Origin of the sequence: Tritonibacter scottomollicae, from assembly GCF_032924845.1 — a bacterium.
GTDB lineage: Bacteria > Pseudomonadota > Alphaproteobacteria > Rhodobacterales > Rhodobacteraceae > Epibacterium > Epibacterium scottomollicae.
In genome coordinates, this window is sequence record NZ_CP136704.1 from 1,341,976 (window position 1) to 1,360,237 (window position 18,262).

An 18,262-nucleotide genomic window follows, 5' to 3' on the forward strand; every position below is an offset into this window, starting at 1 on the left:
TTGCCGATGTGTCATAGCCTGCCCGTTCAGACAAGCCAAGTCCCGTCCACTTCGGCACAAAATGCTCCAATTCCGCGCAAAGCGGCCCCCAAACGATGAGAATCTTTACCTCTGCGACGCATTTTGCGTGACAAGAGCAACCTGAGGCATTTTGTTACGCGCGAGAAAACCTACGTTCCTTGGCGGCCTATTCCTTCGCCACCGGTGCCGGATAAATTTTGCCGCCTGTGACCTGCATCACAGTGTGACGCGACGGAACAAGGTAGTATCAACAAAAAGTGTTCAATTTGGAGTCGACTTTTACAATGCGCATCATCCCCCCTCTGACCGCCCTGGTCGTGACTGCTGGCCTTTATGCCGTGGTCATGGAGCGCGACAGCCTGCTGGCTTTCGCCCGCGGCGAGGACACCACGGAGATCGAAGCCGACGCGGCAGAGGCCTCGGACGATCAGTCGCAACTGGCAGAGGCCGAGGATGCCGGCGTGCGCGTGGCCGTGGTGGCTGTGCACAGCCAGGCCCGCGCCATTGACAATGCGGTTGTGCTGCGCGGCCAGACTCGGGCCATACGCGAAGTCAACGTCATGGCGGAGACCACCTCTACCGTGATCTCCGAGCCCCTGCGCAAAGGCGCGTCGATCAAGAAGGATGAGGTGCTCTGCGAGCTGGACCCGGGAACACGACCGGCGTCGCTGCTGGAGGCCCGCGCGAGATTGCTGGAAGCGCGCGCCAAGATGCCAGAGGCCGAGGCCCGGCTGAAGGAAGCCCATGCTGTGCTGGAAGAAGCGCGCATCAACCTGACTGCGGCTCAGAAACTCTCCGAAGGGGGATACGCCTCCGAAACCCGGCTGGCATCCGCCAAGGCCGCCGAGAGCACCGCGCAGGCAGCCATCGCCTCCGCCGAAGGTGGGCTTGAATCGACCCGGGCAGGCATTGAATCCGCGGTCGCCGCTGTGGCCTCTGCAGAAAAGGAAATGGACCGTCTGGTACTGCATGCGCCGTTCAATGGTATCCTTGAATCCGACACCGCAGAGATCGGCAGCCTGCTGCAACCGGGCAGCCTCTGCGCGACAGTGATACAGCTGGATACGATCAAACTGGTTGGCTACGTGCCGGAGAATGCCATCGACCACGTTACGCTTGGCTCAAAGGCCGGTGCACGCCTTGCCGCTGGGCAAGAGGTGACGGGCACGGTATCCTTCATCAGCCGGTCGGCGGATGAGGCCACCCGCACCTTCGAGGTGGAAATCACCGTTCCGAACCCGGACCTGAAAATCCGCGATGGACAGACCGCCGAGATCGTCATCGCAGCCGAAGGCACAAAGGCGCACCGCCTGCCGCAGTCTGCACTGACGCTGAACAACGAGGGGCAATTGGGCGTGCGCGTGGTACGTGCCGACAGCACCGCCGGGTTTGTACCTGTCCGCCTGCTGCGGGACGAAGCGGCGGGTGTCTGGCTTGATGGCCTGCCCGAAGAGGCGGATGTCATTATCGTGGGACAGGATTTTGTCACCGAAGGGGTTGCCCTGAAACCCAGCTATCGGGAGATGAGCGAATGATCGGCCTCGTCAATTGGGCTGCAGACCGCGCACGGATGGTGATGGCCTTCATCGCCATTTCGCTGCTGGTGGGTGGCTTTGCCTATGTCAGCCTGCCCAAGGAGGGTGAGCCAGACATCGAAATCCCCGCCCTGTTCATCTCAGTCTCCTTCCCCGGCATCTCTGCCGAGGATTCCGAGACCCTGCTGGTCAAGGTGATGGAAACCGAGCTGGGGGATCTTGACGGGCTCGACAAGATGTCGGCGACCGCCGCCGAAGGCTATGCCGGTGTGGCGCTGGAATTCGATTTCGGCTGGGACAAGACCGCCGTTATGGCCGACGTGCGTGATGCCATGGATTCCGCCGAAGCTGCCTTTCCCGAAGGAGCAGAGAAATACGCGATCCACGAGATCAACTTTTCCGAGTTTCCGATCGTCATCGTAAACATGTCCGGCCCGGTGCCGGAACGCACAATGGCGCGGCTTGCCAAGGACTTGCAGGACGACATCGAAGCCCTTGATTCCGTGCTCGAAGCAGGCATCGCCGGCAACCGCGATGAGATGGTCGAGGTGCTGATCGACCCGCTGCGGCTGGAATCCTACAATGTCACCGCTGTTGAGCTGATCAATGTGGTCCAGAACAACAACCAGCTGATTGCCGCCGGCGAAGTCGAAAGCAACCAGGGCACCTTCTCGGTCAAGATCCCGTCCTCCTTTGACAGCGTTGAGGATATCTACGGCCTGCCGGTCAAGACCAACGGCGACCGCGTCGTGACGCTGGGCGAACTGGCCGAAATCAACTTCACCTTCGAGGACCGTCAGGGCACCGCCCGGTTCAACGGCAGCGACACGTTTGCCCTGCAGGTGGTAAAGCGCAAGGGCTTCAACCTCATCGATACGGTCGAGCAGGTCAAAGCCACGCTTGCAGAGTCCCAGAAAAAATGGCCGCCGGAGCTGCAGACCGCGGTGACACTCGGCACCTCCAACGACCAGAGCCGTGTTGTCGGATCTATGGTCAGCCAGCTCGAAGGCTCGGTATTGACCGCGGTGGCGCTGGTCATGATCGTGGTGCTCGCCGCTCTTGGCAGCCGCGCTGCTCTGCTGGTGGGGTTCGCGATCCCGACCTCCTTCCTGCTGTGTTTTGCCTTTCTCGCCCTGATGGGGATTTCGGTCTCCAACATCGTGATGTTCGGCCTCATCCTCGCTGTCGGCATGCTGGTGGATGGCGCGATCGTGGTGGTCGAATATGCCGACAAGCGGATCTCCGAAGGCACCGGCCCGATGCACGCCTACGTCGAGGCCGCACAGCGCATGTTCTGGCCGGTGGTCTCCTCCACAGCGACGACGCTCTGTGCCTTCCTGCCAATGCTGTTCTGGCCCGGCGTTCCAGGTGAATTCATGGGCATGCTGCCGGTGACGCTGATCTTCGTTCTGTCCGCATCCTTGGTTGTGGCGCTGATCTACCTGCCCGTCATGGGCGGCGTGACAGGCCGGATGAGCCGGACCTTCGGCAATGCCTCCGACGCTCTGCGTCGCACCCTGCCATGGGTGATGCGCGCCGCGCTGGTGCCGGTGGCAATCTGGGGCATGTTTGCAGGTGCCATGCAACTGCTGAACCCCGGTTATCTGATCCCAGGCGGAACGGGCACCGCTGCCACCCTGCTGGGGGTGGTGATCTTCCTGGCCTCTGCCGTCGCCGCCTCTGTGACCCTCGGCGCCGCAGAGCTGCAGCATCGCCAGCGCCGTGTGGTCGCGGGCCATCGCCTCGGTGGTTTTGGCTGGGTGATCAAGCTGATCGTCGGCAACCCGGTGATGCCGGTGGTCACGCTGGCGGTTGTCGGCTTTGGCATCATGACCGTCTTTGGCCTGTTCCAGACCAACAACCATGGCGTTGAATTCTTTGTCGAAAGCGAACCGGAGCAGGCCACCGCCTATGTTCGCGCCCGCGGTAATATCTCGCTGAGTGAAAAAGACGCGATGGTGCGCGACACCGAACAGATGATCATGCAGCATCCTGCGGTGATCAACGTCTTCTCCTTTGCCGGCGAAGGTGGACTGAATACAGATGCCTCTGGCGCCAGCACCCCACCCGATACCATCGGTCAGGTTCAGTTCGAAATCATCCCATGGGAAGATCGCCCAACCAAAAGCGAGCCGGTGTTCGGCGGCTTGTTCGAGCGCGAGGTCACCGCCGACGCCTTTGACGGCAACACCGTGCTGGACGAGCTGTCAGGCATGGTCGCGACGCTCCCCGGATTTGAAGTGGAGATCAAAGCGCTTGAAGGGGGCCCCGCCTCCGGCAAGCCGCTGCATCTGCGCATCAAGGGCGATGAGTGGGAGCCGCTGCGTGCCGCCACCAACATGGCCCGCACCCGTTTCGAGGACACGCCGGGCCTGACCCTGATCGAGGACAGCCTACCCCTGCCGGGGATCGATTGGGAAATCGACGTGGATGTGGCCAAGGCCGGTCGCTATGGCGCCGATGTGGCCACAGTGGGCGCGATGGTACAGCTGGTGACGCGGGGCATTCTGCTCGACACCATGCGGGTGGACAGCTCGGATGAGGAAATCGACATCCGCCTGCGTCTGCCCGAGCAGCAGCGGGTGCTGTCCACTCTCGATACGCTGAAGCTGCGCACCGATGAAGGTCTGGTGCCCCTGTCGAACTTCGTCTCGCGTAAACCTGTGCCGAAGCTTGCCACCATCTCCCGCATTGAGCAGCAGCGCTATTACGACGTGAAGGCGGATGTGGAACCGGGCCTGAGCCAGATCCTCATGCCACAGGAAAGCGGCGAGGCGCGATCGCTTGCCATCGTGAAGCAGCTGACCGAAGGGCAGACCGCCTCGGATCAGGCCATCACCCTGCCCGGCGGCGCTGTCGCGGAGATCAAGACCCTCACCGGGGCCACCTCGGCAAATGAGCTGCGCGCAGCGCTCGCCACCGGCGAAACCGAGACCGTATTGATCAATGCCAACGAGCGTATTGCCGAGCTAACCAAATGGCTGGAAACCTCGCCCTTTGACTCCTCCATCGACTGGGAGTGGACGGGCGATCAGGAAGAACAGGCAGAATCCGGTGCCTTCCTGATGAAAGCCTTTGCCGGGGCGCTGGGGTTGATGTTCGTGATCCTGCTGGCGCAGTTTAACAGCTTTTACAATTCCGTGCTGGTGCTGCTGGCGGTGGTTCTCTCCACCACCGGGGTGCTGATCGGCATGATGGTGATGCAGCAGCCCTTCTCGATCATCATGACCGGCACAGGGATCGTGGCACTGGCGGGGATCGTGGTGAACAACAACATTGTTCTCATTGATACCTATCAGGAATTCAGCCAGCACATGCCTCGGCTTGAGGCGATCATCCGGACCGCGGAGGCGCGCATCCGGCCCGTGTTGCTGACCACCATCACCACGATGGCGGGTCTGGCGCCGATGATGTTCGGCATCAGCCTCGACTTCATCGACGGCGGATATTCCATCAACAGCCCGACTGCGCTGTGGTGGAAACAGCTGGCAACAGCGGTGGTCTTTGGCCTGGGTGTGGCCACCGTGCTGACACTGGTTGTCACCCCATCTCTGCTGGCGCTCCGGGTCTGGCTCTCCACCTATATGAGCTGGATGAAACGGATCACGGCACGGATCACCGGTGGCAGCACCAGTCAGGTGGCACAGGACAGCGAGCTTGCCCGCAAGGCCCGTCGGCTGCCCTCGACCGAAATCGACTGGACGGCGGAGCCACATCCCGCAGCCCCGCAGGACGACAGTCCGAGACAAGACGCCGAGGATGAGACCGACAGCACAGCAGGCTCGCAACCCTCCACCGGGCCGTCCCCTCTTAGGGCCGCGGAATAACATCCCGTCCCTTGGGCCACTGCAGCCCATCAGAACATAGGAAAGCCCCCTCCCGAATACTCAGGAGGGGGCTTTTTTCTGCGTGATAACAAAGTCCTGACGCGTCCCTATTCTGACGCGCTGGCTGACTGGCATCGGGATCACGATTGATCCCGACACGTCAGGACTTCAGGTCAGCTCTTGTCCATCATGCTCTGTGCTTCCAGAACATCGGATTGCTCAGCCTGGTCGATCTCTTCCATATCGGCGACACCGTCCTTGTTCACATCAACCATCTCAAAGGTCTTCTTGGTCAGAGTAGGATACTCCTGCTTCAGCTCCTTGTAGGTCAGCGCGCCCGCCTGCTCTACTTCGGCGACGGCAGGTGCTGCGAACAGGGCGGCAACGGCGGCGGTGGTCAATACGATGGATTTCATAATGTCCTCCTTTAGAGGTCTTACTCGTGAATTTGAGGGGATGCCCCCTCGTGACACCACAGAACGTAAGAAGGGCGCTGCCGATCTCCAGCCCTCGCGACCTGATCCGCGACCTCTGAGCGCCTCCCTGCTGGTCAGGCGTTCTGCGGACAGCAAGACTCCGCACAGATCTGACAGATCGGCCGCCCTCACGAGGGCGTGATGGAACATCACCGCAAGTTGGCTCGACATCCACATGAAAAACATAGGTTTTTCGCATGCAGACCCGGACCAATTCAGGGCCCGGAACCTCTGTCCCACCCATCCGTGGAGCCCTCGAACAAAAAAGACCCCGCCGCAAGGACGAGGTCTCTTCTGATTGTGCGCGTCGTCTCGGGGGTGGCCAGCCACATCTTTGGGGAAAGATGTGGACATCGGATCCAGGGAAGAGCCCGTAGGCCAGATCACGACCATGACGGCACAATAAACAGCGGGTGGCCCGCACCAAAACACATGCAGACCCGTCGCACGACGCACCACCCGAAACCGGGGCGGACCAAAGGAGATGGCCCGCCCCATCATGAGGCTGGATCAGCCGTTCTTGAGAAGAAGCCCTGCGTCCTGAGCGGCGGCGATCTCCTCCATGTCGGCCTCACCGCTTGCATCCACATCGATCTGCGCAAATGTGTCTTCGGTCAGTGCCGGGTAGGCGACTTGCAGCTCTTCCAGCGACAGGGCGCCACTGCCATCTGCATCGACTTCTGCGGCAAAGTTGCTGGCCATAGCCGGTGCAGCGGCCAGAGTTGCGATAGCGGCGGCGGTCAGGGCAAAAGTCTTCATCGTTATACTCCACTCGTTTGTTTGTATGTGTCGCTCGGCACATCTGCGCCTCGTGACAAGAATGAAGGTAGAGAGCCGATCTGCCCGCTGCCAGTGGGCCCCGACAACGGGGCGAATTCGGGCGATGATCGGCCTGATTTTCTCTTTCACACCGGCGACTTAATGCGCGCTCCAACCACGTGGACATTTCCCCGCCGCCGCAGACAGGGCGTTCTGGCGGAGCCCCGCGCAAAACGGGTGCCGAATTGGGATCTGCATCTTTTGCGGGAACAAAGCGCTGTTTCGCAGTTTGCCTTGGCCTGCCCCATACCGAGCCGCCGGCACTAGAGAATACGCGCGATGCACCGGTTATCTTCGATGCATCGCGCGTTGGGGTGTTGTGATTCTTCCAGCCTCCGGCGGTCAGGGCGTAAGCCACCAACGTCCGGAGCTGTTCAACAAGCGCCGCCGGGGATCAGGCGACGTCCTGATCGGCCTGCTGTCGCTGCCAGAGATAGGCATAGCGCCCGCCCTGCGACACCAGCTCGTCATGGGTGCCAGTCTCGGCAATCTCGCCCTGTTCCAGCACCACAATCCGGTCGGCCTCGGCGATGGTGGACAGGCGATGGGCGATGGTGATCACCGTGCGCCCCTGCCCGGCCCGCGCCAAGGCGCCCTTGATCTCCTGCTCGGTGTCGGAATCCAGCGCCGATGTGGCCTCGTCCAACAGCAGGATCGGCGGGTTCTTCAGCAATGTGCGCGCAATGCCCACCCGCTGTTTTTCACCGCCCGAGAGCTTCAGCCCGCGTTCACCAACCTGGGTGTCATACCCCTCGGGCAATTGCGCGATGAAATCATGGATCTGCGCATCCCGCGCGGCGGCGATGATCTCTTCCTCCGTCGCGCCCTCACGGCCATAGGCGATATTGTAGCGAATGCTGTCGTTGAACAGTACGGTGTCCTGCGGCACCACGCCGATGGCACTGTGCAGGCTCTTTTGGGTCACGTTGCGCACATCCTGCCCGTCGATGGTCAGCGCGCCGCCGGTGACATCATAAAAGCGGAACAGCAACCGCCCGATGGTGGATTTTCCCGATCCGGTGGAGCCGACAATGGCCACGGTCTGCCCTGCCCCAACCGAGAGCGACACACCCTTCAGGATTTCGCGCTCGGTGTCATAGCCAAAGCGCACGTCCTGCAGGCGGATCTCGCCGCCGGTGATCTGCAGATCGCGCGCCTCCGTGGCATCCTGCACATCCGGCGGCTGCTCCAGCAGGTCGAACATCTCTCCCATGTCGACCAGGCTTTGGCGGATCTCGCGGTAAACCGTGCCGAGAAAGCCCAGCGGCCCGGTGATTTGGATCATATAGGCGTTGACCATGACAAAATCGCCGACGGTCATCTGGCCGCTATCAACCCCGATTACCGCCATTACCATCACGGTGATCAGCCCGGTGGTGATGATCACCGTCTGGCCGAAGTTCAGCGCGGCCAGCGAATAGGCGGTCTTGAGCGCCGCCGCCGCATAGCCCTTCATGGCAACGTCATAGCGCGCCGCCTCACGGTCCTCGGCGCCGAAGTATTTCACCGTCTCGTAGTTTAGCAGACTGTCGATCGCCTTCTGGTTGGCGTCCGTGTCCTGCCGGTTCATCTCCCGGCGCAGCTTCACGCGCCATTCGGTCACCGCAAAAGTGAACCAGACATAAAGCCCGACGGTCACCGCAACCGCCACCAGATACCAAACGTCGAACCACAAGGCGAGCACCACTGCGACCAGCGTCAGCTCGAGCATCAGTGGCCCGATCGACAGCACCAGAAAGCGCAAAAGGAACTCTACGCCCTTCACACCGCGCTCGATAATGCGGCTCAGGCCGCCGGTCTTGCGGGTGATGTGATAGCGCATGGACATGGCGTGAATATGCCGGAAGGTCGACAGCGCCAGCCGTCGCAGCGCCCGCTGCGTCACCGGCGCAAAGATCACGTCGCGCAGCTGTTGAAAGCCCGCATTCATCACCCGCGCCATGCCATAGGCCACCGTCAGCCCCACGGCCCCCAGCGCCAAGAGCGGCACGCCTTCATCGGCCAGCGCATCCACCGCACCCTTGTAGAACACGGGCGTGAGCACGGCGATGCCCTTGGCGCCGACCAAGACCAGCAGCGCCAGCACGACGCGCACCCGGATCGCCCGCTCGGTCTTCGGCCAGACATAGGGCCAGACCTTGCGCAGGGTACGCAGGCCGGAGCGGCGTTCGTCGGCGGCGGTGGGATCGTCCATCGGGGGCATCGGGCTTCCTTGTTCTTGGCTCTGTCGATCCTGGGTCGAATCCAGACATGACAAACGCGCCCCCATTTGGGAGCGCGCCCACATTCCAGTCTATGTAAGCTGTTACTTCGGCAGAGTGAAGATCTGCCCGGGATAGATCAGGTCCGGATCGCGAATATCGGACTTGTTGGCCTCGAACACCCGCACATAGAGAAAACCGCTGCCGTAGCGTTCCTGCGAGATCGCCCAGAGGCTGTCCCCTTCCTGCACGGTCACCACCTGGATGGCCGGAGCTGACGCATCCGGGCTCGATCCCGCCTCAAGCGCGGGCTGCAAGACCTCAGGTGCCTCACGCTTGAACGGCGTTTCGAGACGACTGCTGACACTGCCGTCGGCCAGGCTGATCTCGTCAAGGCGCAGCGTGTAGATCCCTGGCGCCACCGAGGTCAGCGCCGTGGACCAGCGGCCGTCACTTGCGGTTGCGATATCCGTCACCGGGCTGTTGTCGAGATAGACCCGCACCAGCGCCTCGGGTTGTGCCCGTCCGGCCAATTGCACATCGCCCGTCTCGGTATAGCTGATGGTGTCCAATGCCACCTTGTTCACCAGCTCCGGCGCGACGGGCGTTGCGGGCTGCACCAAGGATACGCCGTCCTTGCCTGCACGCAATACCGTTACGGCCACGTCAGGTTGAGGCGCTGTCTCCCCGTCGGCCTCAACAGTGGTGTCTTCGGATGTGGCCTGCGGCTCGGAAACCCTGGCCTGTTCACGCGACGGCTGCGAGCCTGCATCATCGGTCGCGACGACAGGAGGCCGCGCTGGCTCCGCCGATCCCACGACCTCTGCTAGCCCATCGCTTGCAGCCTCTGCTGCAGGAGGCGTCGCGAGCTGCGCGCGTGTATCACCTGCTGCGGGGCGCTGGGTCTCATCGGAAACCACCTCTGGCCCTGCGGCAGGATCAGGCGCTGTTTCGGTCTCTGCCCGAACCGATTGCGCGGCCTCTGCGCTGTCGCTCTCCGACGCATCTGCTTCAGCACTCAGCGACGCGGTCGCGTTGTCCGCATCTGAACCGGTCTCGGCAACAGACACCTCCGAAGGTTCGTCCTGCGGTTCGTCCTGAGCACGCGCAACCACATCGGCCACCACCTGTTCGGGTGCGACGGGGTCAGCGGCGACCGTTTCTGGGGCAACACCGTCAGACGCTGCGACATCAGCCACAACCACGTCGGGCGCATCCGTTTGGGGCGAGGTCGCTTCAGACGCCGCAAACTCGGTCCCTGTGTCTTCAGACGCAACCGCACCGCTTTCATCAGATGCCACCTGAGTGGCATCATCAGGGACCATCGGTCTCGCAACATCGGATTCCGTCGGGCCGGGTGATGTCGCATCCTGCGCAGATGTATCAGAGGCCACCTCCTCCGGTCCTGCGTCTTCGGGCGCTGCAACCTCCGACCGGGAGCTGCTGTCGCGCTCCAGCGGCAACCACGCGTCATCCGCCTCAGCCGTGCGCAATTGAACAGGCGCGAGAATAAAGTTGTCCTCAGACGCCATCTCTTGACCCTGGAACCGGGCCAGCAGAGACAAGACGCGCGGCTCGCTACTGGAGGTGATGGTGACGAATGACACGAACTCCCCCGCCGCGGGCACGGTCTGGCTGTCCAGCACCTGCCCGTCAAGCAGCACCTGCACCTCGACCCCTGCCTGCGCGGAGGCCGCGACGATGCCGGATCCGTCCATGTCAAACCGGGCCACTTCCAATTTCGGCGGGGCCAGAACAAAGCCGGGGTCACGTTCGTCCGGCACGGCGGTTTCAGGCGCCACCGAGGAGGCCTGCGCCGGATCCGTCTCCTGCGCAGAAGGCGCCGGCATCATCGGCGCAGGTGGCACCGCGAGGCCCAGCGATACCAGTTGACGCGCGACAAAGCTCTGCGCCCCGTCGCCCAACATACCGCCCCGCGCCAGAAAAAACCCACCGCACACTACGACGACTGTCGCCACCGTGCCGATGGCCACCCCGGCGCCTGCGCCTATCCCGCTTGATTTCGTCATGTTGCGATGTATTCCCTTGCATCCCTTTGCACCGGTGGCCTTGTTGCCGACCACTCGGTTGAGCAAACCTAGCAATACCGCTATGACGGGTCAAAGCACGATGTTTCTCTGCACTCGTCCGAAATTCCGTTGAAAATGAAAAAGGTGCGCCATGGCTGTCACATCCGTCTGCGTCTATTGCGGCTCCCGCATGGGAAAAAATCCAAGCTATGAAGCCGCGGCACAGACATTGGGCATGGGGTTGGCCAATGCTGGCCTGCGACTGGTCTACGGGGCCGGTGACGTCGGGCTGATGGGCACCGTTGCGCGCGCAGCGCAGGCTGCAGGTGGCGAGACCTTCGGCGTGATCCCCGAGCATCTGGTCAAACGCGAGGTCGGCAAGCGCGATCTCACCACCTATGTGGTGACGGAAACCATGCATGAACGCAAAAAGGTCATGCTCTACAACGCGGACGCCGTGTTGCTTTTGCCCGGCGGCATGGGGTCACTGGATGAGTTGTTCGAGGCCATCACCTGGCGCCAGCTGGGTCTGCACAACAAGCCCATCGTGATCCTCAACACCGACGGCTACTGGGATCCGTTGCGTGCGTTGATGGATCATGTGGTGCAACAGGACTTTGCGGGGGCAGATCACGCAAGTTGCATTCTCTGGGCGCAGACCCCCGAAGAGGCGATTGCCGCCCTGACCTGAGGCGGCACAGATCGGCGCGCCTCGGACAAAGCAAACAACGCGGCCACGCGACAGTCCGCCGGATTTGGCCTGCGCCAATCGCAGAAAACGGAAAAAGACGCGGCACGGAAATGCGCCACGTCTTCTTTTTTATATCCTGATTTCCACCGGACAGGCACTCAGGATGCGGCCAACTCCCGCTTCACGATCTGCTCGATCTCATCCAGCGGATGATTGGTCAGGGTCTTTGGTATCTCGCCCGCGATCAACGCGTTGACTTCCTTGTGCAGCTTCGGGCGCAGATCGCCGAGCACCTGCGGCGACGCCACCAGAACCACCGGCCCCAGCTTGCCCTTGTGGGCACGGGCATAAAGCAGCTCTGCGATGTCATCGGCAAAGCGTTCCTTTGCCAGTTCGTGCCAGTCCGTGTCATCCAGCGCTGAGCGTTGGCCGACGCCCGTGTCCTGCATGCGACCCGGACGATTGGCGGATTGCGCCTGATCGGAGGGGTTGTCCTGTTCCTCCTTCTTGCGCACCTCGAAATGCGGATCCTGACCATCGGTGATGTTCTCCAGCAGCAAGGCCTTCTCGCTGTCGGCCACCAATACATAAGTCCCTTGGTCTAAAGCGCTCATCACTGGTCCTCCTGCTCATTTGACTTGGTCACGCGGGTGGCGCCTGCAGGCCGCTCCTTGGCACGTTTCTCTTCGTCTTCGCTGGCGACTTCGCGCGCCAAACGTCCGCCATTGCGCCCACCATGGGACACGCTCCCGTCGGCACCGAGAATATCCTTGGTTTCCTGATGTCCGTCCTTTGATCGCACACGCTCTGCCATCTCAGTCCTCCATACTTGGCTTCATTCAATTGGAAAACGCGGAGCGTGCGCGGAATGTTCCACCGGAAACCTGCGTGCATAGTCTGGCGGCGAGACAGCAAAAGGCCCCGTCCGATGCCGGACGGGGCCTGTTGATACGTTTGCCGTTGCGCCGGAATTTACAGGCGGGAGGCGACGTTTTCCCAGTTCACCAGGTTGTCGAGGAAGTTCGACAGGTAGGCCGGGCGCTTGTTGCGGAAGTCGATGTAGTAGGAGTGTTCCCACACATCGCAGCCCAGAAGTGCGGTCTGGCCGAAGCACAGCGGGTTGACGCCGTTTTCGGTCTTGGTGACTTTCAGGCCACCATCGGTGTCCTTGACCAGCCAAGCCCAGCCGGAGCCGAACTGACCGGCGCCTGCGGCGGAGAACTCTTCCTTGAACTTGTCGACGGAGCCGAAGCTCTCGACCAGTGCCTTCTCCAGCTCACCCGGCAGCGCGCTGCCGTTCGGGCCCATCATTTCCCAGAACTGGTTGTGGTTCCACAGCTGGGAGATGTTGTTGAAGATGCCATTCTGCGCCACGGCGTCCTTGTTGTAGGTGCCGGTGATGATGTCTTCGAGGGACTTGCCCTCCCACTCGGTGCCGGCGATCAGCTTGTTGCCGTTGTCGACATAGGCCTTGTGGTGCAGGTCGTGGTGGTATTCCAGCGTCTCGGCGGACATGCCCTTGGACGCCAGCGCATCATGTGCATAGGGAAGATCGGGAAGTTCAAAAGCCATTTTGGCCCCCTGTCATTTAATGTTGCGTTCCTGAGGGATACATGCGGCCCCGCCCCGGTTTGGTCAAGCCCGCGCAAGCGGAAAATCGCAGGGATGCCAGAGACTCTAAGTACACTCACTTCCGCAACGCGCAGCGCCCGTTGCCGGACTCGGTATTGCCATATCCCGGAATATCCATGTTGAGAAAGGCTTTGCCGTTGCCCTTCTGATGCGTGAGCGAGAAATTCAGCGTCGCCTTCTGGCCGGAGCTGCTGATGACATCCTTAAGCGACCAGCGCACACGCAGGCGCTTATTGGTGTTCTTGACGAATTTCGCTGCCACCGGCGCAATTTTGTGATGATGACTGACGCTATCGATCACCTGCGCCGACTGCCCGTCAGCTGCCAGCTCCACAACGACTTGCGACGGGATGACATTGCGCCGATGCCCATCATTGAATGTGCAATCATAGGTTTGTGCAACCGCCGCAGAGGACATCGCTGCAAGTGCGACGGCCATGGAAAACGTGAACGATTTGAAAAACATGGTGCCTCCTTAATACCTTCTCGCCTTCTATTCACAAACGAAATGCGGCCCCGCAAGGGACCGCATTGTGATTTTCCGAATTGTTGCCAATTGGCGTCTGAGGTCCGACGTCAGGCGTAGACGCCCACCTTGGACTGCGGATGTGCGGCAGCACAGAGCAGGTTGTACATGTAGCCGGCCACCGAGCGGAAGCAGACGATGTGGAACGTACCCGCGTCGTCCAGCCAGAAAGCGCCGGCGATCTGCGCAAACCGGGTGCGGCGGAACGTGCCGGCCTCGAACTGGCCGTCGTCCAGATCCACAGGCGCGACCTTGGCGATCACCTCGCGGGCGGCCTCGCCGCTGACCGCGAAACAGGCCCGCGCATCGGAGACGTTCACCGCCATATGGTGTTCACCGGCCAGATCCTCGCCCAGCTTGGCCACAACCGCATCGACGCGCTCATACTCCACCAGCAGCAACAGCTCGTCCGGCGACATCCAGGCCGCCGCACCCGCATCGCCAAAGACGATCCTGCGGGTATCGGGCACCGCGGCTCCGGTGGCGGCCTTGACCGCCGCCTGAACCTTGGCCGAGGCGAGATCGCCGCGCAGGGTGATCATGCCGCCGAGACCAGTGTCCGTGACCTTGGCCAGACCGGCGAAGCTTGCGCCGCCCAGGGCGCTTACAGCGTTAGACATTCTGCTTTTCCCCGTCCTTGTCGTAAAAGATCGGCTCTACGATCTTGGCTTTGTAGATTTTGCCGTCGGTGCCGGGGAAGTCGAGGACCTCGCCCATGCGCTTGGGACCATGTTTCACCAGACCCATCGCGATACCGCGATCGACCGTGGCGGAGTAGTAGGTGGAGGTCACCCGGCCAATGGTGTTCTTCTGACCATTGGCGTTGGTGCCATTGCCCACCGCATAGGCCCCATCCGGCAGCACGGAGCCGTCGACGGTTTCCAGACCCACCAGTTGCCAGCGATCCGGATCGGCCATGTGGCTGCGCGCTTGTGCACGTTTGCCCAGGTAGTCCTCTTTCTTCTTCGACAGCGCCCAATGCAGGCCGAGATCCTGCGGGATCACGGTGCCATCTGTCTCGTCGCCGATCATGATGAAGCCCTTCTCGGCGCGCAGGATGTGCAGGCATTCGGTGCCATAGGGCATGACGCCAAATTCCTTGCCCGCCTCGACCAGCGCGTTCCAGAACGCCTGACCTTCCGAGGCCGCGACCGCGATCTCGTAGGACAGCTCACCCGAGAAGGAGATGCGATAGGCGCGTGCCGTGAAGCCGCCGATCTCGCCGTCCTTCCACTCCATGAAGGCCAGCGCCTCTTTCGACAGATCCATGCCGCCGCCCGCCTGCGCGTTCAGCTTTTCCAGCACCTTGCGGGCGTTGGGGCCGACCACGGCAACCTGTGCCAGTTGCTCGGTGGCGTTGGTCACATAGACTTTCCAGTCCCACCATTCGGTTTGCAGCCATTCCTCCATATGGGCGTGGATGCGATCCGCACCGCCGGTGGTAGTGTGGCAGAGCCAGGTGTCCTCGTCGATGCGCGCAACCACGCCGTCATCATCGAGAAAGCCGTTCTCGGAACACATCAAACCATAGCGACATTTGCCGATCTTCAGCGTGCTCATCATGTTGGTGTAGAGCATGTCGAGGAACTTGCCCGCGTCCGGTCCTTTGACAATGAGCTTGCCCAGGGTCGACGCATCCAGCAGGCCGAGGTTGTCGCGGGTGTTCTTGACCTCGCGATTGACCGCATCATGGACGCTTTCGCCGGAGCGCAGATAGGCATAGGGGCGGCGCCAGTGGCCGACCGGCTCCCAATGGGCGCCGTTGCTGTCGTGCCAGTCATACATCGGCGTCTTGCGCAGCGGCTGGAAGATGTCGCCACGCGCCTCGCCTCCGATCGCACCCATGGAAATCGGGTGATAGGGCGGACGGAACGTGGTGGTGCCAACCTGCGGGATCTCCGCCCCCAGCGTGTCCGCAAGGATTGCCAGACCGTTGATATTGGAGAGTTTCCCCTGATCGGTCGCCATGCCAAGCGTGGTATAGCGCTTGGTGTGCTCGACGCTTTCATAGCCTTCGCGCGCGGCCAGTTGCACGTCGGAGACCTTGACGTCGTTCTGATAGTCGAGCCAGGTCTTCATGCGCAGCTTGATGTCGGCTTTGGCAGGCATCAGCCAGACCGCTTCCATCGGCGCCTCGACCAGCTCGGAGGTGGCAACCTCGGCCGGCTTCGTTGCCGGACGGCCAGAGGCCTCGGCAGCACGCGCACCGGCAGCGGCCGCATCCTGCATCACCTCCGACAGACCCAGCGGACCGGAGGCACAGCCTGCCGTCACCACGAAGGGCTTGCCGTCATGGCCGGTGGGGGCGCGCTCGGGGTCGGGGCGGAAATGCGCCTGGGCATCATCCCAGGTCAGCTTGCCGCCGCAATGGGACCACAGATGCACCACCGGCGACCAACCACCGGACATCGCAACCGCATCGGCCTCGATCTCCTCGCGGGCACCGCCCTCGCCGTTCTGGGCGCAGATGGCAACCTTGGTGACGCGTTTGCCGTCCTTGACCTTGGCGATCGCCCGGCCACACTCAACGCGAATGCCAAGGGCGCGGACCTTGTCGGCCAGATCGCCACCGCCGCTTTCGCGGGTATCCAACACGCGCACGACCTCGACGCCGGCCTCATGCAGGGAGATGGCGGTGCGGTAGGCATCGTCGTTGTTGGTGGCGACGACGACCTTCTGGCCCGGGGTCACGCCCCAGTTCACCACGTAGTCGCGCATCGAGGCCGCCAGCATCACGCCCGGCACATCGTTGCCCGCAAAGGACAGCGGACGTTCGATGGCACCGGTTGCGGTCACGGTTTGCGTCGCGCGGATGCGCCACAGGCGGTGACGCGGGCCACCCTGACCCGGCGCGTGGTCGGTCAGACGCTCGTAGCCGAGGATATAGCCGTGGTCATAGACACCAGCGCCCATGGTCCGGGTGCGCAGGGTGACATTGTCCATCGCATCCAGTTCAGCGACGGTCTTGGCAACCCAAGCGTCGGCCTCAAGGCCCTCGATGGTGCCGCCGTCGACCGGCGTGCGCCCACCCCAGTTGGATTTTTCCTCCAGAACCAGAACCTTGGCGCCGGATGCTGCGGCAGTTTTGGCCGCCTGCAGACCGGCAACACCGCCCCCGATCACCAGCACGTCGCAGAAATAGTAGAAGTGCTCGTAGGTGTCGGCGTCCTTCAGCTCCTTGTCGGGCGCCTTGCCCAGACCAGCGGACTGGCGAATAAAGGGCTCATACACATGCTTCCAGAAGGGGCGCGGGTGGATGAACATCTTGTAGTAGAAGCCGGCGGTCAGGAAGCGGGAGAAGAACTTCGAATTCAGCTCACCCACGTCATATTCGAGGCTCGGCCAGTGGTTCTGCGACTGGGCCGCGAGACCCGAGAACAGCTCAGTGGTGGTGGCGCGCTGGTTCGGCTCGAAGCGGTCGCCGACCCCGAGGCCCACCAGCGCGTTCGGCTCTTCGGAGCCTGCGGCGACGAGGCCACGCGGACGGTGGTACTTGAACGAGCGACCGACCAGCATCTGGTCATTGGCGAGAAGCGCAGAGGCAAGCGTGTCCCCGGCAAAGCCCTTGAGCTTCTTGCCGTTGAAGGAGAACTCGATCTGTTTGGAGCGGTCGATCAGCCGACCCTGTTTGGCGAGACGCGTGCTCATAGTGCGACCCTTTCGCGGCAGGAGGTCTGGGAGCCTCCGGCGGAGGTATTTGGGAAAAGATGAAACATGGCGATCAACCTTCGAATTCGCGCCAGGTCCAGCCCGGACGCTTGGCGGAGATCTTGTCCTTGACCTCCTGCGGCGGCTCGGTGGTCTGAGCGCTGTAGGTGGCAAAGACCTCGAGCGTCTGGGTGCAGCGGGCAGCGTGGAACCACTTGCCGCAGCCATTGACGTGACGCCAGCGTTCCAGGTGCACCCCGCGCGGGTTTTCCTTCATGAACAGGTAGTCGTGGAATTCATCATCCGAGGAGCCGGGACCAAAGCGTTTCAGATGCGCTTCGCCACCGCCATGCAATTCGGTTTCTTCGGCTTTGACACCGCAATAGGGACATTCAAGGATCAGCATTGTGCGTGCTCCGTCGAAAGAGTTACAGCAGCGCCCTGCCCCGCAGCGATGGCGGGCAGTGTCGCGGGATGAGATGTTCGGGGAGCAGCCCAATGTGGCGCGCCACCTGAGGTCGGCGCCGCAGCGAAAGTCACACGTGGGGCAAGACGCGTGTCGCAAACATGGGACACGCCACCATCAGAGGCGGCGTGCCCCTGATCGTCAATTGCCTTCGATGTCGCCTTCGATGGCTCCACCGCCGGGCAGCTCGATGCTGACATCGGGCTCGTCCATCGGGTTTCCACCGCCAAGGACGAACCAGCCAAGCACAGCGAGTGCGACAACGACACCGCCAAGGATGAAGGCAAGTGCGCCATTGCCGGAGCCGGACGAGTTCTGCGTTTGATCTGACATGTGTTTCTCCTGCGCGATATTGTGTTCGCGGCTTTAACGCCCGAACCCGCGCAGAAG

At 62.1% G+C, this 18,262-nt stretch carries 15 protein-coding genes; 3 read left to right on the forward strand and 12 right to left on the reverse strand.

Annotated elements, in window-relative coordinates; translation table 11 throughout:
* Positions 1–305: 305 nt before the first annotated feature.
* Together R1T40_RS06925 and R1T40_RS06930 are read left to right on the forward strand one after the other, a co-directional pair.
* Positions 306–1,556, forward strand: coding sequence for an efflux RND transporter periplasmic adaptor subunit (locus tag R1T40_RS06925; RefSeq protein ID WP_106165287.1), 1,251 nt, complete (start codon positions 306–308; stop codon positions 1,554–1,556).
* Positions 1,553–5,383 carry an efflux RND transporter permease subunit gene (locus R1T40_RS06930; protein WP_317386373.1) on the forward strand — a complete coding sequence of 1,277 codons (3,831 nt, stop codon included), beginning with the start codon at positions 1,553–1,555 and terminating at the stop codon, positions 5,381–5,383. The genes R1T40_RS06925 and R1T40_RS06930 overlap by 4 nt, the downstream gene beginning before the upstream one ends.
* Positions 5,384–5,556: 173 nt before the next feature.
* On the opposite strand, the gene R1T40_RS06935 is transcribed toward R1T40_RS06930, so the two are convergent.
* From R1T40_RS06935 to R1T40_RS06950, 4 genes are all read right to left on the reverse strand, one after another.
* On the reverse strand, positions 5,557–5,799 hold the full coding sequence (locus R1T40_RS06935; protein ID WP_106165289.1) for a hypothetical protein: 243 nt from the start codon (positions 5,797–5,799) through the stop codon (positions 5,557–5,559).
* 570 nt (positions 5,800–6,369) lie between these two features.
* A complete protein-coding gene (locus R1T40_RS06940; RefSeq protein ID WP_106165290.1) occupies positions 6,370–6,618 on the reverse strand; it encodes an EF-hand domain-containing protein in 249 nt (82 codons plus the stop codon).
* 454 nt (positions 6,619–7,072) lie between these two features.
* Complete coding sequence (locus tag R1T40_RS06945) at positions 7,073–8,881, reverse strand: ABCB family ABC transporter ATP-binding protein/permease (protein WP_317386374.1); 1,809 nt, start codon at positions 8,879–8,881, stop codon at positions 7,073–7,075.
* Between the two features lie 102 nt (positions 8,882–8,983).
* Entirely contained in the window at positions 8,984–10,909 is a 1,926-nt protein-coding gene (locus R1T40_RS06950) for a LysM peptidoglycan-binding domain-containing protein (RefSeq protein WP_317386375.1), read from the reverse strand.
* 151 nt (positions 10,910–11,060) lie between these two features.
* On the opposite strand from R1T40_RS06950, the gene R1T40_RS06955 reads away from it, so the two are divergent.
* Positions 11,061–11,600: an LOG family protein gene (locus tag R1T40_RS06955; protein ID WP_106165293.1), complete on the forward strand. Its 540-nt coding sequence runs from the start codon at positions 11,061–11,063 to the stop codon at positions 11,598–11,600.
* Positions 11,601–11,758: 158 nt separating this feature from the next.
* On the opposite strand, the gene R1T40_RS06960 is transcribed toward R1T40_RS06955, so the two are convergent.
* From R1T40_RS06960 to R1T40_RS06995, 8 genes are all read right to left on the reverse strand, one after another.
* On the reverse strand, positions 11,759–12,214 hold the full coding sequence (locus tag R1T40_RS06960; protein WP_106165294.1) for a host attachment family protein: 456 nt from the start codon (positions 12,212–12,214) through the stop codon (positions 11,759–11,761).
* A complete protein-coding gene (locus R1T40_RS06965) occupies positions 12,214–12,414 on the reverse strand; it encodes a hypothetical protein (RefSeq protein ID WP_106165295.1) in 201 nt (66 codons plus the stop codon). The genes R1T40_RS06960 and R1T40_RS06965 overlap by 1 nt, the downstream gene beginning before the upstream one ends.
* Before the next feature lie 158 nt (positions 12,415–12,572).
* Positions 12,573–13,172, reverse strand: coding sequence for a superoxide dismutase (locus R1T40_RS06970; RefSeq protein WP_317386376.1), 600 nt, complete (start codon positions 13,170–13,172; stop codon positions 12,573–12,575).
* A 115-nt stretch (positions 13,173–13,287) separates the two neighbouring features.
* Positions 13,288–13,698, reverse strand: a complete 411-nt coding sequence (locus R1T40_RS06975; RefSeq protein WP_317386377.1) for a hypothetical protein — start codon at positions 13,696–13,698, stop codon at positions 13,288–13,290.
* 110 nt (positions 13,699–13,808) lie between these two features.
* Positions 13,809–14,378, reverse strand: coding sequence for a sarcosine oxidase subunit gamma (locus tag R1T40_RS06980; protein ID WP_317386378.1), 570 nt, complete (start codon positions 14,376–14,378; stop codon positions 13,809–13,811).
* Complete coding sequence (locus R1T40_RS06985; RefSeq protein WP_317386379.1) at positions 14,371–17,406, reverse strand: sarcosine oxidase subunit alpha family protein; 3,036 nt, start codon at positions 17,404–17,406, stop codon at positions 14,371–14,373. The genes R1T40_RS06980 and R1T40_RS06985 overlap by 8 nt, the downstream gene beginning before the upstream one ends.
* Before the next feature lie 73 nt (positions 17,407–17,479).
* Positions 17,480–17,812, reverse strand: coding sequence for a sarcosine oxidase subunit delta (locus R1T40_RS06990; protein ID WP_106165300.1), 333 nt, complete (start codon positions 17,810–17,812; stop codon positions 17,480–17,482).
* Positions 17,813–18,013: 201 nt separating this feature from the next.
* The gene (locus tag R1T40_RS06995; protein ID WP_106165301.1) at positions 18,014–18,205 is read right to left on the reverse strand and encodes a hypothetical protein; all 192 of its coding nucleotides are present in this window, start codon (positions 18,203–18,205) and stop codon (positions 18,014–18,016) included.
* Positions 18,206–18,262: the final 57 nt, after the last annotated feature.

Bases quoted from the DNA above. Each gene is read 5' to 3' on its own strand.
- R1T40_RS06925 (WP_106165287.1), top strand. From the start codon at position 306: ATGCGCATCATCCCCCCTCTGACCGCCCTGGTCGTGACTGCTGGCCTT.
- R1T40_RS06930 (WP_317386373.1), top strand. From the start codon at position 1,553: ATGATCGGCCTCGTCAATTGGGCTGCAGACCGCGCACGGATGGTGATG.
- R1T40_RS06935 (WP_106165289.1), bottom strand. From the start codon at position 5,799: ATGAAATCCATCGTATTGACCACCGCCGCCGTTGCCGCCCTGTTCGCA.
- R1T40_RS06940 (WP_106165290.1), bottom strand. From the start codon at position 6,618: ATGAAGACTTTTGCCCTGACCGCCGCCGCTATCGCAACTCTGGCCGCT.
- R1T40_RS06945 (WP_317386374.1), bottom strand. From the start codon at position 8,881: ATGCCCCCGATGGACGATCCCACCGCCGCCGACGAACGCCGCTCCGGC.
- R1T40_RS06950 (WP_317386375.1), bottom strand. From the start codon at position 10,909: ATGACGAAATCAAGCGGGATAGGCGCAGGCGCCGGGGTGGCCATCGGC.
- R1T40_RS06955 (WP_106165293.1), top strand. From the start codon at position 11,061: ATGGCTGTCACATCCGTCTGCGTCTATTGCGGCTCCCGCATGGGAAAA.
- R1T40_RS06960 (WP_106165294.1), bottom strand. From the start codon at position 12,214: ATGAGCGCTTTAGACCAAGGGACTTATGTATTGGTGGCCGACAGCGAG.
- R1T40_RS06965 (WP_106165295.1), bottom strand. From the start codon at position 12,414: ATGGCAGAGCGTGTGCGATCAAAGGACGGACATCAGGAAACCAAGGAT.
- R1T40_RS06970 (WP_317386376.1), bottom strand. From the start codon at position 13,172: ATGGCTTTTGAACTTCCCGATCTTCCCTATGCACATGATGCGCTGGCG.
- R1T40_RS06975 (WP_317386377.1), bottom strand. From the start codon at position 13,698: ATGTTTTTCAAATCGTTCACGTTTTCCATGGCCGTCGCACTTGCAGCG.
- R1T40_RS06980 (WP_317386378.1), bottom strand. From the start codon at position 14,378: ATGTCTAACGCTGTAAGCGCCCTGGGCGGCGCAAGCTTCGCCGGTCTG.
- R1T40_RS06985 (WP_317386379.1), bottom strand. From the start codon at position 17,406: ATGAGCACGCGTCTCGCCAAACAGGGTCGGCTGATCGACCGCTCCAAA.
- R1T40_RS06990 (WP_106165300.1), bottom strand. From the start codon at position 17,812: ATGCTGATCCTTGAATGTCCCTATTGCGGTGTCAAAGCCGAAGAAACC.
- R1T40_RS06995 (WP_106165301.1), bottom strand. From the start codon at position 18,205: ATGTCAGATCAAACGCAGAACTCGTCCGGCTCCGGCAATGGCGCACTT.